Origin of the sequence: Phenylobacterium deserti (assembly GCF_003254705.1) — a bacterium.
In the GTDB taxonomy this organism is placed as follows: domain Bacteria; phylum Pseudomonadota; class Alphaproteobacteria; order Caulobacterales; family Caulobacteraceae; genus Phenylobacterium; species Phenylobacterium deserti.
In genome coordinates this window covers 39,777-53,268 of record NZ_QFYR01000006.1, presented here as the reverse complement: position 1 = coordinate 53,268, position 13,492 = coordinate 39,777, and the positions used below count along the sequence as shown (strand labels likewise).

At 69.5% G+C, this 13,492-nt stretch carries 14 protein-coding genes; 7 read left to right on the top strand and 7 right to left on the bottom strand.

What is annotated here, in order from left to right:
* Positions 1-7: 7 nt before the first annotated feature.
* Entirely contained in the window at positions 8-841 is an 834-nt protein-coding gene (locus DJ018_RS18460) for a transglycosylase SLT domain-containing protein (protein ID WP_111516460.1), read from the bottom strand.
* 139 nt (positions 842-980) lie between these two features.
* On the opposite strand from DJ018_RS18460, the gene DJ018_RS18455 reads away from it, so the two are divergent.
* Positions 981-1,685: a TonB family protein gene (locus tag DJ018_RS18455; protein WP_111516459.1), complete on the top strand. Its 705-nt coding sequence runs from the start codon at positions 981-983 to the stop codon at positions 1,683-1,685.
* Here the strand turns inward: DJ018_RS18455 and DJ018_RS18450 are convergent.
* On the bottom strand, positions 1,669-2,706 hold the full coding sequence (locus tag DJ018_RS18450; RefSeq protein WP_111516458.1) for an NAD(P)/FAD-dependent oxidoreductase: 1,038 nt from the start codon (positions 2,704-2,706) through the stop codon (positions 1,669-1,671). The genes DJ018_RS18455 and DJ018_RS18450 overlap by 17 nt on opposite strands.
* A gap of 104 nt (positions 2,707-2,810) precedes the next feature.
* On the opposite strand from DJ018_RS18450, the gene DJ018_RS18445 reads away from it, so the two are divergent.
* Both DJ018_RS18445 and DJ018_RS18440 read left to right on the top strand, forming a co-directional pair.
* On the top strand, positions 2,811-3,377 hold the full coding sequence (locus DJ018_RS18445; protein ID WP_111516520.1) for a hemerythrin domain-containing protein: 567 nt from the start codon (positions 2,811-2,813) through the stop codon (positions 3,375-3,377).
* A gap of 11 nt (positions 3,378-3,388) precedes the next feature.
* Positions 3,389-3,913 (top strand): CinA family protein, encoded by a 525-nt coding sequence (locus DJ018_RS18440; RefSeq protein ID WP_111516457.1) that lies wholly within the window; start codon positions 3,389-3,391, stop codon positions 3,911-3,913.
* Here DJ018_RS18440 and DJ018_RS18435 read toward each other — a convergent pair.
* A complete protein-coding gene (locus DJ018_RS18435) occupies positions 3,910-4,851 on the bottom strand; it encodes a LysR family transcriptional regulator (RefSeq protein ID WP_111516456.1) in 942 nt (313 codons plus the stop codon). The genes DJ018_RS18440 and DJ018_RS18435 overlap by 4 nt on opposite strands.
* Before the next feature lie 152 nt (positions 4,852-5,003).
* On the opposite strand from DJ018_RS18435, the gene DJ018_RS18430 reads away from it, so the two are divergent.
* Positions 5,004-5,585, top strand: a complete 582-nt coding sequence (locus DJ018_RS18430; RefSeq protein WP_111516455.1) for an NADPH-dependent FMN reductase — start codon at positions 5,004-5,006, stop codon at positions 5,583-5,585.
* A 20-nt stretch (positions 5,586-5,605) separates the two neighbouring features.
* A complete protein-coding gene (locus DJ018_RS18425) occupies positions 5,606-6,409 on the top strand; it encodes a DODA-type extradiol aromatic ring-opening family dioxygenase (protein ID WP_240609610.1) in 804 nt (267 codons plus the stop codon).
* Here DJ018_RS18425 and DJ018_RS18420 read toward each other — a convergent pair.
* The 4 genes from DJ018_RS18420 to DJ018_RS18405 all read right to left on the bottom strand — a co-directional run bounded on the left by DJ018_RS18420 (position 6,397) and on the right by DJ018_RS18405 (position 11,077).
* Positions 6,397-7,131, bottom strand: coding sequence for a TrmH family RNA methyltransferase (locus tag DJ018_RS18420; protein WP_240609609.1), 735 nt, complete (start codon positions 7,129-7,131; stop codon positions 6,397-6,399). The genes DJ018_RS18425 and DJ018_RS18420 overlap by 13 nt on opposite strands.
* A gap of 77 nt (positions 7,132-7,208) precedes the next feature.
* Entirely contained in the window at positions 7,209-9,329 is a 2,121-nt protein-coding gene (locus tag DJ018_RS18415; protein WP_111516454.1) for a M13 family metallopeptidase, read from the bottom strand.
* Positions 9,330-9,425: 96 nt separating this feature from the next.
* Entirely contained in the window at positions 9,426-10,316 is an 891-nt protein-coding gene (locus DJ018_RS18410) for an NAD(P)H-hydrate dehydratase (protein ID WP_111516453.1), read from the bottom strand.
* The gene (locus tag DJ018_RS18405; RefSeq protein WP_111516452.1) at positions 10,313-11,077 is read right to left on the bottom strand and encodes a histidine phosphatase family protein; all 765 of its coding nucleotides are present in this window, start codon (positions 11,075-11,077) and stop codon (positions 10,313-10,315) included. Before DJ018_RS18405 ends, DJ018_RS18410 begins: the two co-directional genes overlap by 4 nt.
* 104 nt (positions 11,078-11,181) lie before the next feature.
* On the opposite strand from DJ018_RS18405, the gene DJ018_RS18400 reads away from it, so the two are divergent.
* Together DJ018_RS18400 and DJ018_RS18395 are read left to right on the top strand one after the other, a co-directional pair.
* Positions 11,182-12,150, top strand: coding sequence for a methyltransferase (locus DJ018_RS18400; protein WP_111516451.1), 969 nt, complete (start codon positions 11,182-11,184; stop codon positions 12,148-12,150).
* A 51-nt stretch (positions 12,151-12,201) separates the two neighbouring features.
* Complete coding sequence (locus DJ018_RS18395; RefSeq protein WP_111516450.1) at positions 12,202-13,458, top strand: cytochrome P450; 1,257 nt, start codon at positions 12,202-12,204, stop codon at positions 13,456-13,458.
* The last annotated feature ends 34 nt before the right edge of the window (positions 13,459-13,492 follow it).

The following is a 13,492-nucleotide window of genomic DNA, read 5'->3' as shown; positions in this document are numbered from 1 at the left end:
CGTGCGGCTAGCTGTCGCTGCGGGCGTCGGACAGAACCTTGAGCATCTCGGTGGTGAAGATCGAGCCCGCTAGGCGCGAGCCGACGCCCGCCTGGTCGGAAGGCTGGGAGCCACGCAGGATCAGGGCCACCACGGCGTCCTGCTGCCGCTGACGGTCAGCGCGGCGGGCCGAGGCGTACTGGATGAAGCCGCCATCCTCGCTGACCGGCTGGGCGTCGGGCTTGATCTGGCCTGCGCCCGAGCCGCCGCCCTGGCGAGTGAGGTTGGCGTAGACCTCGGCCACGGAGGCGGCGCGGCCGTCGCGGTAGAAGATCGACTTGTTGGCGCGGGCGGCGTCCGGGAAGTAGCGGGCGGCGGCGGCGTCGGGGTTGTTCTGCACCGCCTCGATCAGGCGCGCGGAGCCTTGCGGGCCCAGGAAATGGGCGGCGTAGAGCTCGCCGGCGGTGGGCGGGCGCCCTACCCGACCCTTCAGATAGGCGGCGTGGTCGGAGGCGAGCTCGCCGGCCATCAGGGACGAGGCGTGCGGATCGAGTCGCAGGTCCATTACCGCGCGACGCGCCTCATCGCCCTGGACCCGATAGCGGCCGTCCGAGCCGCGGCTGATCAGGTCGGCGTAGCGGGCGTAGCCGTACTTGGACCCATGCTGCTTCAGGGTGGAGAGCCAGGTCTGCTCGACGAACTGGAAGAGGCCGGCCGCCGAAGACGAGCTGGCCCGGGCGCGAGGATCGAAACCGCTTTCGCGCCGGGCGGTCTTGATCAGGAACGCGAAGTCGACGCCCGTCGCCTGGCTGGCGCGCTGGATCGCCGCCTCAACTACGCCTCGGATTCCCTCGACCGCCATGCCCCAAACTCGCTCGACATGGTTAACGGCGTGCTAACCATAGAAACCACCGAAAGTTGAATTGCCGGGGCTCGGCGCCAAGCGCTCCATCGCAGATGCGCAACAAGTTTGCGCCTGTGAAACAATAGGGAGTGCGCTCGTGGTTATCCGTCAGACCTTCCCCTTCCGTTTCGACCTGCCCCGGCGCGTCCTGCCGCCGCGGCTACGGCTGGCGATCGGCTTGTCCGTCGCCGTCCACGCGGCTGTGGGAGCGTCGTTGCTCTACATGCGCTTCAATCCGCCGGCCGCCGCGCCAGAGCCCGCCGAGCGGATCATCGAGGTGCCGATCATCGACTGGACGCCGCCCAAGCTGGACGAGCCGGCGCCCACACCCAAGCTTACGCCGCCGCTTCATACGCCGCGGGCGATAGAGACGCCCACGGTCGAACCCCTCCCCGCCCAGCCGCCGGAGGAACGCGCCACCACCGTGATCGGCCCGGTGGCGACCATTCCGCCTGTCGGATCGGTGACGCCTGTCCAGGCGGAGCCCGCGCTGGCGCCTGAGCCGGTGGTGATCCGGCCGAACTGGGTGCGGAAGCCGAGCGGGGCGGAAATGGCCCGCTTCTATCCGGAAGGCGCTCTTAGGCGCGGCACGTCCGGCCTGGCGGTGATCGGCTGCAACGTCACGGCTGAAGGCGCGGTCAACGGCTGCCGGGTGGTGAGCGAAACGCCTACGGGCGAAGGCTTCGGCGCAGCGGCCCTGAAGCTGTCGCGCTTCTTCCGGATGAGCCCGCAAACCCTGGACGGCCGGCCGGTGGACGGCGCCACGGTGAGCATTCCGATCCGCTTCAGCCTGGGCGAGTGAACCGGCGAGGGTCCAGCCGACCTGAATAAGCGCCAGGATCGCGGCCCGTGACCTGGGCCGCGATCACCTGGGCGGCGAGAGGCGCGAGCAGCCAACCGTTCCGGCGGGCGCCCACGGCCAGGAAGACACCCTCCGCCTGACTGGGACCGACAAGCGGCAGGCCGTCGGGCGTGGCGGCGCGGACGCCGGCAAACGCCTGGTGCGGCGCCTGGGCGAGCGCGGGAAACACCCGGGCGCCCGCAGCCAAAAGCGGTCCAGTCCGGGCCGGGTCGACGGCGGGATCGTCCACGCCGGTCTCCATGGTGGCGCCGATGGCGAGGCCCGCGGCGGTGGGCGTCACGTAGATCCCCTCGCCCCGCACGGTGACCGCCGTCAGGTCCGTGCAGGCGGCCTGCAGGATGTGACCCTTGATGGGCTCCAGTCCCGTCAGCTCGGGCGCCTCGTGCGCCAATCCGCCGGCCGCGCCCGTGGCGACGACGAGCACGTCAGCGTCGCCCCGCCCGTCGGCGACCTCCTGACGGAACTGCACGCCCGCAGCATCCGCCGCACGCCGCAGATCGGCCAAGGCCTGACGGGCGTCGAGGCGCCAGTCCTCCCGCGTCATGAGAATGGCCTCGATGTCGGGCGAAAGGCCCGGAGCCAGGGCTTCGGCGGTGTTGCGAGGCAGGTCGGTGGCGTGAAGCCCCAGGGTGGTGAACCGGCCGGCAAGCTGCGCGATCCACTCGGTCCGCCCCGCCGCAAGCGCGCCGCTGCGCTCCAGCGTCAGGCCGGCGCGCTGCGCCAGGCTAGGCCAGGCGTTGCGGCTGGCCATCAGCAGATCGAAGTGTGGCCTCGCAGCGGCATCGAGCACGGCTTCGAAGCCGGGCGCCAGCATGCCCGCGGCCACCCCCGAGGCGTTGGCGAAAAAGGGGTCGGCGGGATCGAAAACTTCCACCCGGCAGCCGGCGTCCGCCAGCGCCAAAGCGCAGGACAGGCCCATCGCGCCCGCCCCGGCCACCTTCACCTTCGCACCTCGGTTCATGCGCCTAACGAACGGCCCAGCCGGGGAAAAGCAAGAGGAACCGCGCTCCGTCGGACGGGTTCAACTCACGACGGGCCAGAAGCCCACCGAAAATGGAGACCAGCATGGCCACGGGCACCAGCACGTCGGGCGGCGCCAAGAAGAGCGCGTCCTCCAAGACGAGCGCCAAGAAGACGACCACCGCCAAGTCGACGACCAGCAGCAAGGGCCCTGATGCGATCGCCCTGCTGAAGGCCGACCACCGGTCGGTCGAGAAGCTGTTCAGCCAGTTCCAGAAGGCCAAGGACGACGAGCGCAAGAAGCAGCTCGCCCTGCAGATCTGCCTCGAGCTGCGCGTCCACACCCAGATCGAAGAAGAGATCTTCTATCCGGCGTCCCGCGAGGTGCTGAAGGACGAGGACATGGTCGACGAGGCGGTGGTGGAGCACCAGGCCGCCAAGGACCTGATCGAGCAGATCGAGTCGATGGAGCCCGGCGACGACCTCTACGACGCCAAGGTCACCGTGCTGTGCGAGCAGATCGACCACCACGTCGAAGAGGAAGAGAAGGAATACTTCCCCGAGGTGCAGAAGACCGACCTCGACCTCAAGGCCATCGGCGAGCAGCTCAAAGTTCGCAAGAACCAGTTGATGGACGAGATGGGCGGCGATCAGGGCCGCGCGACCCACTAGGGCCGGCGCGCATGGCCGAAGCCCTCGACCCGGCGATCCCCCGCCAGATCGACGACCTCGCGCAGGAAGTCCTGCGCGAGGCGTGCGAGCGCGAGCTGATGATCAGCGCCGCCGAAAGCTGCACGGGCGGCCTGCTGGCGTCGCTGCTGACGGACATCCCCGGCCAGTCGCACGCCTTCGAACGCGGCTTCGTCACCTACACCAACGAAGCCAAGAACGAGATGCTGGGCGTGTCCATGGAGATCCTGGACAACGACGGCGCCGTCTCTGAGCGAGCGGCGGTCGCGATGGCGGAAGGCGCCCTCGCCCATTCGCGCGCGGACTTGGCTGTGTCGATCACCGGTTTCGCCGAAGGCGGCCCTGGACAGCCCGCGGGCCTGGTTCACTTCGCCTGCGCAAGCAAGGACGGCGCGACCCATCACGTGGAGAAGCGGTTCGGCGACATCGGCCGCGCCCAACTGCGGGTCTGCGCGCTTGAGACGGCCCTGATGCTGCTGCGGGACCAACTGGCCCAATCGCGGAAGGCGGCCGCCTAGGCCACGGCTTCCACCCGCGCCTCGTGGCGCGAGCCCCAGCCCTGGTGCCATTCCGGCTCGCCCGCATAGCGCTTGGCCAGGAAGTCGACGAACGCCCGCACCTTCGAGGCCAGGTGACGTGCATGCGGGTAGACCGCGTGCACGTGGATCAGCTCAGGCTCGTAGTTGCAGAGCACGGGCACCAGGCGGCCCGCACGCAAGTCGTCGGCCGCGGCGAAGGCCGGCGTTCGAACGATCCCAAGGCCGGCCTTGGCCGCGGCCACGCAGGCCTCGGCCCCATTGAACCGAAGGCGTCCGTGCACGCGCACGTCGCGCGGGTCGCTGGGGCCGCCGAAGCGCCAGATCTGGGGGTCGACCGCGTTGGTGTCGATGATGGCCAGGTGGTTCGGCAGTTCATCGAGGCTGCGGGGCGTCCCGGCGCGCGCAAGGTACTCCGGCGAGGCGCAGGTCACCAGGCGAACGGCCGCCAGCTTGCGGGCGACCAGGGATGAGTCCCCCAGCTTGCCAATGCGCACGGCCACGTCGAACCCCTCTTCCACCAGGTTCACCATGCGGTCGGTGGACGAGACGTCGAGCGAGACGTCCGGATAGGCGCAGGCGAACTCGAGGAGGGCCGGCACCAGCTGCCTTGCGCCGAAGGACACGGGCGCCGAGATCTTCAGAAGGCCGCGCGGACCGCTCTGATCCCGGACGGAGGTCTCCAGGACCTCGAAGTCTTCCAGCAGCTGGCGGGCGCGTTCAAGGTAGGCGCGGCCGGTGTCGGTCAAGGACACGTCGCGGGTGGTCCGGTTCAGAAGGCGCGCGCCCAGTCGGTTCTCCAGGCGCGCCACGAGCTTGGAGGCCTGAGCGCTGGAGACGCCCAGCTTGCGGGCGCCCTGCGTGAAGCTGCGAGCCTCGGCCACCGCGGTGAAAGCGTTGATCTCGTCCAGGCGGTCCATGCCGGCACCTTTTCCGTTTGAGCAACACTGTCGTCCAGATGCGCGGGATTATCAACAGACACGCTTAGCGCCACCTTGAAGGCATCGGATGAGGGCCGCCGACGCGGACCTCTCCAACCCGAGGACGAGCCGTCCCCGAATGGAGAATTCAGATGTCGCAAACCCAGACCGTCGCCGTCATCGTCGGGAGCCTTCGCAAGGACTCCGCCAGTCGCAAGATCGCCAAGGCGGTCGAAGCCTTGAGCCCGCCGGGCGTGGCCTTCCGCTTCATTGAGATCGGCGCCCTGCCGCACTTTGACCAGGATCTCGAAGCTGCGCCGCCGCAGGCGTGGACCGACTTCCGTGAGCAGGTGAAGGCGACCGACGCCGTCCTGTTCGTCACCCCCGAATACAACCGCTCGGTCCCCGGCGTGCTGAAGAACGCCATCGACGTGGGCTCGCGGCCCTATGGCCAGAGCGTCTTCAACGGCAAGCCGGCGGCGGTGATCAGCACCTCCGCGGGCGCGCTGGGCGGGTTCGGAGCCAACCACCACCTGCGCCAATCGCTGGCGTTCCTGAACATGCCGACGCTGAACCAGCCGGAAGCCTACGTCGGCAACTCCCTCGCGCTGTTCGACGAGCACGGCGAACTGGTGAACGAGAGCACGGCCGAGTTCCTGCGCGCCTTTGCGACGACGTTCGCCGCCTGGATCGCGCAGCACGCGCCCGCCCGCGACCAGCGGCAAGCCGCCTGAGCCCCAAAGGAGCCCCTCGCGTGACCCTGCCCACCTACTTCATCCCTCACGGCGCGGGCCCCTGCTTCTTCATGGATTGGAGCCGGGGCGGCGCGCACACCTGGGACAGCACCGCCGGGTTCCTGAAAGGGCTGATCGCCGGCCTGCCGGAGCGGCCCAAGGCCATTCTGGTGGTCTCCGGCCACTGGGAAGAGCAGGCGTTCACGGTCGGGAGCGCCGAGCGGCCGGAGCTGATCTTCGACTACTACGGCTTTCCTGAGCACACCTATCAGCTGACCTTCCCGGCGCCGGGCGCGCCGGCGCTGGCCGCGCGGGTTCGGGCTCTGCTGGAAGGGGCGGGACTGCCCGCCGCGCAGGACAGCCGGCGAGGCTGGGACCACGGGGTGTTCATCCCGCTGAAGCTGGTCACGCCGGACGCCGAGAGCCCGGTGGTGCAGCTGTCGCTGCAGGCGAGCCTGGATCCGGCGCTGCACCTGGCGGCGGGGCGAGCCCTGGCGCCCCTGCGCGACGAAGGCGTGCTGATCGTCGGCTCCGGCATGAGCTGGCACAACATGCGCGGGTTCAGCCCGGCCTTCACGGACAAGTCGGAAGCGTTCGCGGACTGGCTGGACGAGGCGGTGCGGGAGCCCAGGAAGCGCGAGGCGGCCCTCGCTCGCTGGGCCGACGCGCCCTTCGCCCGCGAAGCCCATCCTCGCGAGGAGCACTTCGCGCCGCTGTTCGTGGCGGCCGGCGCCGCGCCGGGCGAGCCGGGCCGCGAAGCCTTCCGCGACATCGCCATGGACGTGGCGATCTCCGCCTTCGAGTTCGGCGGTCATAAGGGCTGACGGCGGGCGGCGGCGAGGTGGTGGAGAACGATGCCGCTGGTGGTGGCGACGTTCAGGCTGTCGAAGCCGCCGGCCATGGCGATCCGCACTGAGCGGGTGCGCGCCAGAAGCTCGCCCGCAAGGCCCGGGCCTTCCGCTCCGAACAGAGCCGCGGTGCGGGGCGCAGGAACGAGGTCGTGCAGTTCCACCTCCCCGCGCGGGGACAGGGCGATGGTCTCGAACCCAGCCCCGGCCAGGGTTTGCACCAGGTCATGCCCGCGCGGCAGCACGGCGAATGGGATGGTGAGCGCCGCGCCGACCGAGACGCGGATGGCCTTGCGATAGAGTGGATCGCAGCAGTCGGCGTCCAGCAGCACGGCATCCGCGCCGAACGCGGCCGCGTTGCGGAAGATGCCGCCCATGTTGTCGTGGTTGGCGATGGCTGAGAGCGCCACCACCGTCGAGGCGGCCGGCAGCGCGGCGAGCAGGGCCTGCGGGTTCTGCGGCGTGCGCTCGCCCACCGCCAGGATGCCGCGGTGGATCGGGAAGCCGACAATGGCGTCCATCACCGCCTGGCTGGCCGCATAGACCGGCACGCCCGCAGGCAGATGGGCGAGCACATCGGCGAGCCCCTCGACGCGCGCTTCGGCAAGCAAGACGGAGCGGACCGGATGGCGACCGGCCGCCGCCAGCTTCTCCAGCACCACCCGGCCTTCGGCGATGAACAGCCCCTGGCGGCCCACGAGATCGCGCTCGCGGACCGCCCTGTAGGGCTCGATGCGCGGATCGTCCGGGTCGGAGATCCGCGAGACGTGCGGCTCTACCAGATGCGCACCCGGCCTTCGGGCGCGAGGTAGAGGTCCTGGCCAGGCTGGACCTGGAAGGCCGAGTACCAGGGATCCAGGTTGCGGACGGTGAGGGCGCGGTACATGCCCGGCGCGTGCACGCCGGTGATCACCGCCCGGCGGAAGGCCGCCTCACGGTACTTGGTGCGATAGTTCTGCGCCCAACCCATGAAGATCCGCTGGTCGGCGTTGAAGCCGTCGATCACCGGCGCGGGCTGCCCGTTCAGGGACAGGTGATAGGCGTCATAGGCCGAGGCGAGACCGGCCAGGTCGGCGATGTTCTCGCCTAGCACCTGCTCCCCGTTCAGCGACAGGTCGGGGAACGGCTTGTAGGTGCTGTACTGGGCGGCGAGCTTGGCGGTCCGGGCCTTGAACTGCGCCATGTCCTGGGCGGTCCACCAGTTGCGCAGATTGCCCTGGGCGTCGAACTGGGCGCCGGTGTCGTCGAAGCCGTGGCTGATCTCGTGGCCGATGACGCCGCCGATCGCGCCGTAGTTCACCGCCGGATCGGCGTTGGGATCGAAGAAGGTCGGCTCGAGGATGGCCGCCGGGAAGATGATCGAGTTCTGGCTGGGGGCGAACAGGGCGTTCACCGTCTGAGGCGTCATGAACCACTCGTCGCGGTCCACCGGCGCACCCAGCTTGGCAAGGTTGCGGCGGTACTCGAACAGGCTGCCGCGGTACCAGTTGCCGTAGGCGTCGCCACGCACGACCTCCAGCGCGGAGTAGTCCCGCCACTTGTCCGGATAGCCGACGGCGACGCGGAAGTTCGCCAGCTTCTTGCGGGCTTCGGCCTTGGTCGCCGGGGTCATCCAGTCGACGCGGTCGATCCGCTGGCCGAAGGCGGCGAGGATGTTGCGGACCATCTCCTGCACCTTGGCCTTGGCTTCGGGCGAGAAGTGGCGCTGGACGTAGATCTTGCCGACCGCTTCGCCCAGGGCGCCGTTGGTGTTGTCGACGGCGCGCTTCCAGCGCTCGCGCTGCTGAGGCGTGCCGGACAGGGCCTGGCCGTTAAAGGCGAAGTGCTCGTCGACGAAGGCCTTGGACAGGTAGGGCGCGCCGCGCTCCACCGCGTGGAAGGCCATGTAGTCGCGCCAGGCCTGGATCGGCTCGGAGCCGACGAGCCTGGCGATGCCGGCGATGGCGGTGTCCTGCCAGGCGCCGAAGCGCTGCTGGTCGGCAAGGCCGGCGCTGTCCAGGAAGGCGTTCCAGTCGAGGCCGGGCGCGCGGCGGGCGAGGTCCTGGCGGGTCCAGACGGTGTTGGCCTTGGCGACGTTGGCGGTGTCGTCCACGGTCCAGTGGGCGCGGGCGATCTTGGTCTCGAGGTCGAGCACCCGCTGGGCGCGCGCTTCCGGCTGGTCGTAGCCGGCCAGGCGCAGCATGTTGGCCACGTGGGTCTTGTACTTGCCCCGAAGTTCGGTGAAGCGGGCGCTGGAGCCCAGATAGTATTCCCGGTCCGGAAGGCCGAGGCCGCCCTGCATCAGGTAGGGGCGGTACTTGCTGGTGTCGTCGAGGTCTTCCGCCACCCACAGGCCGAACAGGTTGGGCGTGTAGAAGTTGGTGGCGTTCAGCGCGTCCACGTCGGCGCGCACGGTGGCGCCGATCTCACGCGACAGATCGCGGCGGGTGCGGATGGCGTTGACCCGGTCGAGTTCGGGCTTCAGGGGCGCGGCGCCCTTCGCCTCGATGGCCGCCTCGTCCATGAAGCTCTGGTAGAAGTCGCCGATCTTGCGGGCTTCGGAACCGGCGGGGGCGTCCGAGCGGGCGGCGTCCTCGATGATCGCGCGGGTCCGGGCGGCGGCGTTCTCGGCGATGATCGCGAAACTGGTGAGGTTCGAACGGTCGGCCGGGATCTCGGTGGTGTCCGTCCAGCGCCCGTTCACATAGCGGTAGAAGTCGCTGCCGGGCGCGACGGAAGTGTCCATGCCGGCCGTGTCGATCCCGAACGTCCCGTACTGCGGCTTGGGCCGAGCCGGCGCTTCGGCCACCGGCGTCGGGGCGGCGGCGCCCTCGGTCGGGGCGGAGGCCGGAGTGGCGCAGGCGCTGAGCAGGACGGCGGTGGAGGCCGCGGCCAGCCATGCGGATCGAACGATCATGCTTCGAATGCTCCCTGAGCAGGGCGCCGGTTTCCAGCGCCACGCGGTTTGAGGGTGTCTTACACCCTGCCGGCACAGGCGAACATTACAGCTTTGTCAGGTCCCAGCCTCCAGCCCGCAGAGCACCGGGGCGATCTCGTCGAGCAGTTCGCGGGCCAAGAAGCCCATGCGGCCGACCCGCTTGCTGAGGCGCAAGCCGGCCTGGGCGTGGGCGTAGACGCCGAACACCGCCGCCTGGGCGGGGGAGGCACCGCGCGCCAGCAGGCCCGCGATGATCCCCGCCAGCACGTCGCCCGAGCCGGAGGTGGCCAAGCCCACCGTCGGGCTTTCGTGGCGCCAAGCCGAGCCGTCCGGGCTGACGATGTAGCTGCAGGCGCCCTTAGCGATCACCACCGCCTTGAGGTCGGCGGCCAGACGGCGGGCGGCGCTCAAGGGATCGGCGGCGATGTCTTCCTTGCTGCGCCCGGTGAGCGCGGCCATCTCGCCGGCGTGGGGCGTCAGCACCATGCGGCCGGCCAGGGCGCGGGCGCGGCCCGGGTCGGCCGGAAGGCCCTGCATGGCGGCGGCGTCGAGGACCAGCGGCGGCCCCTCCCCGTCCAGCAGCCGAAGGGTGAGTTCCCCGGCCGCGTCCTCGTCCAGCATGCCTGGCCCGATCACCGCCGCGTCGGAGCGCGCCAGCGCGGACTTCAGTTCGTCGGCGGCGTCCGGAGACAGCTCGCCCTTGTCGGTCTCGGCGGCCGGCAGGATGCGGGCTTCGGGAATGGCGAAGGCCAGCGGCTGGGCCAGGCTGCGCGGCGCGCCCACCTGAAGCTTGCCGGCGCCGGCGCGCAGGGCTGCCACGGCGGTAAGCAAGGTGGCGCCCGCCACTTCCGCGCCGGCGGCCAGCACAAGCACGCGGCCGCGGTCCTCCTTGTCGCCGTCGTCCGGGATGGTCGGCAGCGGCCAGCCCTGCAGCAGGTCCGGCGTAACCTCAACCGGCGCGGTCATCGAGCGGCGACCGGCACGTCCGGCTCGGCCGTGACCGGCGCGCCGGCCCGCTCCAGCGGAGCGGTGAAGTTGTAGCGGAACAGCTTCATCTCGCCGTTAGGGCCGCAGGTGCGGTCGAGCCGGTATTCGGTCACCGCGCAGTTGGCCACGTCCGCCTGCGCGTCGATGGCGAGGATCTCCTCCTCGGTCATCTGTTCGAGCAGGTAGCGCAGGCACAGCACCACGACCTGGTGGCTGACGATCATCACCCGCCGCTCCGCATAGTGCAGGGACAGGGTATCCAGGGCGCTGCGCAGGCGCAGGATCACGTCGCACCAGCTCTCGCCGCCAGGCGGCCGATGATAGAACTTGCCGAGCAGGCGCCGGAACTCGGCCTGATCCGGATGTAGTTCGGCGATGCCGTGCCGGGTCAGCCGGTCGAGGACGCCGAACTCCTTCTCGCGCAGCCGCTCGTCCGGCGTCGGCCGATGGGCTTCCGGCGAGAAGCCGCCGCACTCGCGGACGATGTCGGCCGTGCGGCGGGCGCGCAGGTAGGGTGAGGTGAGGATGACCTCCGGCCGCTCATGTTCCGGCAGGTCGGCGAACCACCGGCCCAGCGCGCAGGACTGCTCTTCGCCCAACGGCGAGAGCGGGACATCCACGTCGCGCTCGGCGATATCGATGCGGCCGAGACCCGCCGCGTCCGCGCGGTCGCGCGCGACATTGCCGGCGCTTTCGCCATGCCGGACGATCCAGAGCCGTTCGGGCCAACGTGAGGCCAAGGCGCACCTCCCAGAACACACGGCGACGCTGGCCGCGGGCTCTGAACGCCAGGCGAGCCGATGGGATGCGGCAACCAGCAGGCTTGCGGGGCTTTTCACAGCTGATGCCGCTTGAAGCCCCCCTTTCGTCAGCTGACGAGCCCCTTCTTCGCCTGCTGGAGCAGCTCGACGCACAGGGCTACGACTTCGTCACCGCGACACCAGCCACCCATGCGCGCGTGCTGCGCCGCCCCGGCAAGGCCTTGGCGCGCGACGTGCGGGATGTTCTGGGCTGGAGCCTGCCGTTCCGCCGCGAGCACATCCCGGCCCAGCTGATCGAACTGCTCGATGCGGCCGGCGTGCTGGCGCAAGAGGGCGAGTTGCTGAAGAGCGAGGTGCGCGTCTCGCGCGTGCGCGGCCTGCTGTTCCTCCATTCGGCCTACCCGACCGACGAGGAGGACGCGGTCTTCCTGGGGCCTGACAGCTACCGGTTCGCGAGCTTCATCGCGGCCGAACTTGCCGGTCGCAGCTGGGTCGGACGGCTGGTGGACGTGGGCGGCGGCGCCGGCGTCGGCGCGCTCACCGCGGCTGCAGGCCGTGGCGGGGTGCAGGTGCTGATCACCGACGTGAACGCCAAGGCGCTGAGGCTCGCCCGCATCAACGCCTATCACGCCCGACTGCGCGTTGAGACGCGGGAGACTGCCGGGCTGGAGGACGTGCCGGAAGGCGCCGACCTGATCCTGGCCAACCCGCCGTACATGGTGGACGGCAAGGCCCGCGCCTATCGCGACGGCGGAGACATGCACGGCGCGGCGCTGTCGCTGGAGTGGGCCAAGACCGCCTATGCGAAGCTCGCTCCAGGCGGCCGGTTCCTTCTCTATACGGGCAGCGCCATCGTTGACGGCGGCCAGGACGAGCTGCGGCAGGCGCTGAACGTCTTCACCGAAGAGATCGGCGCACGGCTGAGCTACCGCGAACTGGACCCCGACGTGTTTGGCGAAGAGCTGGACAAGCCGCCTTATCAGGACGTGGAGCGGATCGCGGTGGTCGGGGCGGTCATCACAAAGCCGCGCAGGACGCCTCCAGAAAATTGACGCTCCCGTCACCTTCGGCCTACCGTCCAAAGAAAAGCCGGAGGACACGCCATGGCGGACGGCGAGATCGTGCATCTGAGGGACGCGCGCGCGGAGGCCTACGCCCTGCCGCTAGAAGCCATCAACCCGGCGCAGCAGCGACTTTTCCAATCGGACACCATGTGGCCGTACTTCGAACGGCTGCGGAAGGAGTCGCCCGTCCACTTCACGGCGGACAGCGCCTACGGGCCGTACTGGTCGATCACGAAGTACAACGACATCATGGCGGTGGACACGAACCACCAGGTGTTCTCGTCCGAGCCAGCCATCACCATCGTCGATCCGGAATTCGAGCAGGGTCCCCTGCCGATGTTCATCGCCATGGACCCGCCTAAGCACGACGTGCAACGAAAGACGGTCAGCCCCGCGGTCTCGCCGTCGAACCTGCAGGTGCTGGGTCCCCTGATCCGTGAGCGCGCAGCCAAGATCCTGGACGACCTGCCGATCGGCCAGGAGTTCGACTGGGTCGACAAGGTGTCGATGGAGCTCACCGCCATGACCCTGGCGACGCTGTTCGACATGCCCCAGGAGCACCGCCGTCAGCTGACCTACTGGTCTGACGTCGCCACGGCCGTGCCCGGCCAGGGGCTCGTGGAGAGCCACGAGCACAAGATGCAGATCTTCGGCGAGTACCACGCCTACTTCACCGAGCTCTGGAACCAGCGGGTGAACGCGCCGCCAGCAGGGGACCTGATCTCCATGCTGGCGCACGGCGAAGCGACCCGGAACATGAGCCCGTGGGAGTACTTCGGGAACGTGGTCCTGCTGACGGTCGGGGGAAACGACACCACCCGCAACACTATCACGGGCAGCGTCTTGGCGCTGAACCAGAACCCCGACCAATATGCCAAGCTACGCGACAATCCGGGCCTGATCCCCTCGATGGTGTCGGAGACCATCCGCTGGCAGACGCCGCTGGCCCACATGCGTCGCACGGCCAAGCAGGACATCGAATTCGGCGGCAAGACCATCCGCAAGGGCGACAAGGTCGTGATGTGGTACGTCTCGGGCAACCGAGACGACGAGGTGATCGAGAACCCCGGCGCCTACATCATCGATCGCACCCGGCCGCGCACCCACATCTCCTTCGGCTTCGGCATTCACCGCTGCATCGGCAATCGGCTGGCCGAACTGCAGCTGCAGATCGTCTGGGAGGAGATCCTGAAGCGCTTCCCGGTGATCGAGGTCACCGGCCCGCCGAAGCGGGTCTATTCCACCTTCGTGAAGGGCTACGAGAGTCTGCCGGTGGTGATCCCCCGCCGGCATTGACGTGCGGAACCAGACCTCACGCCGCGCGTGAGAT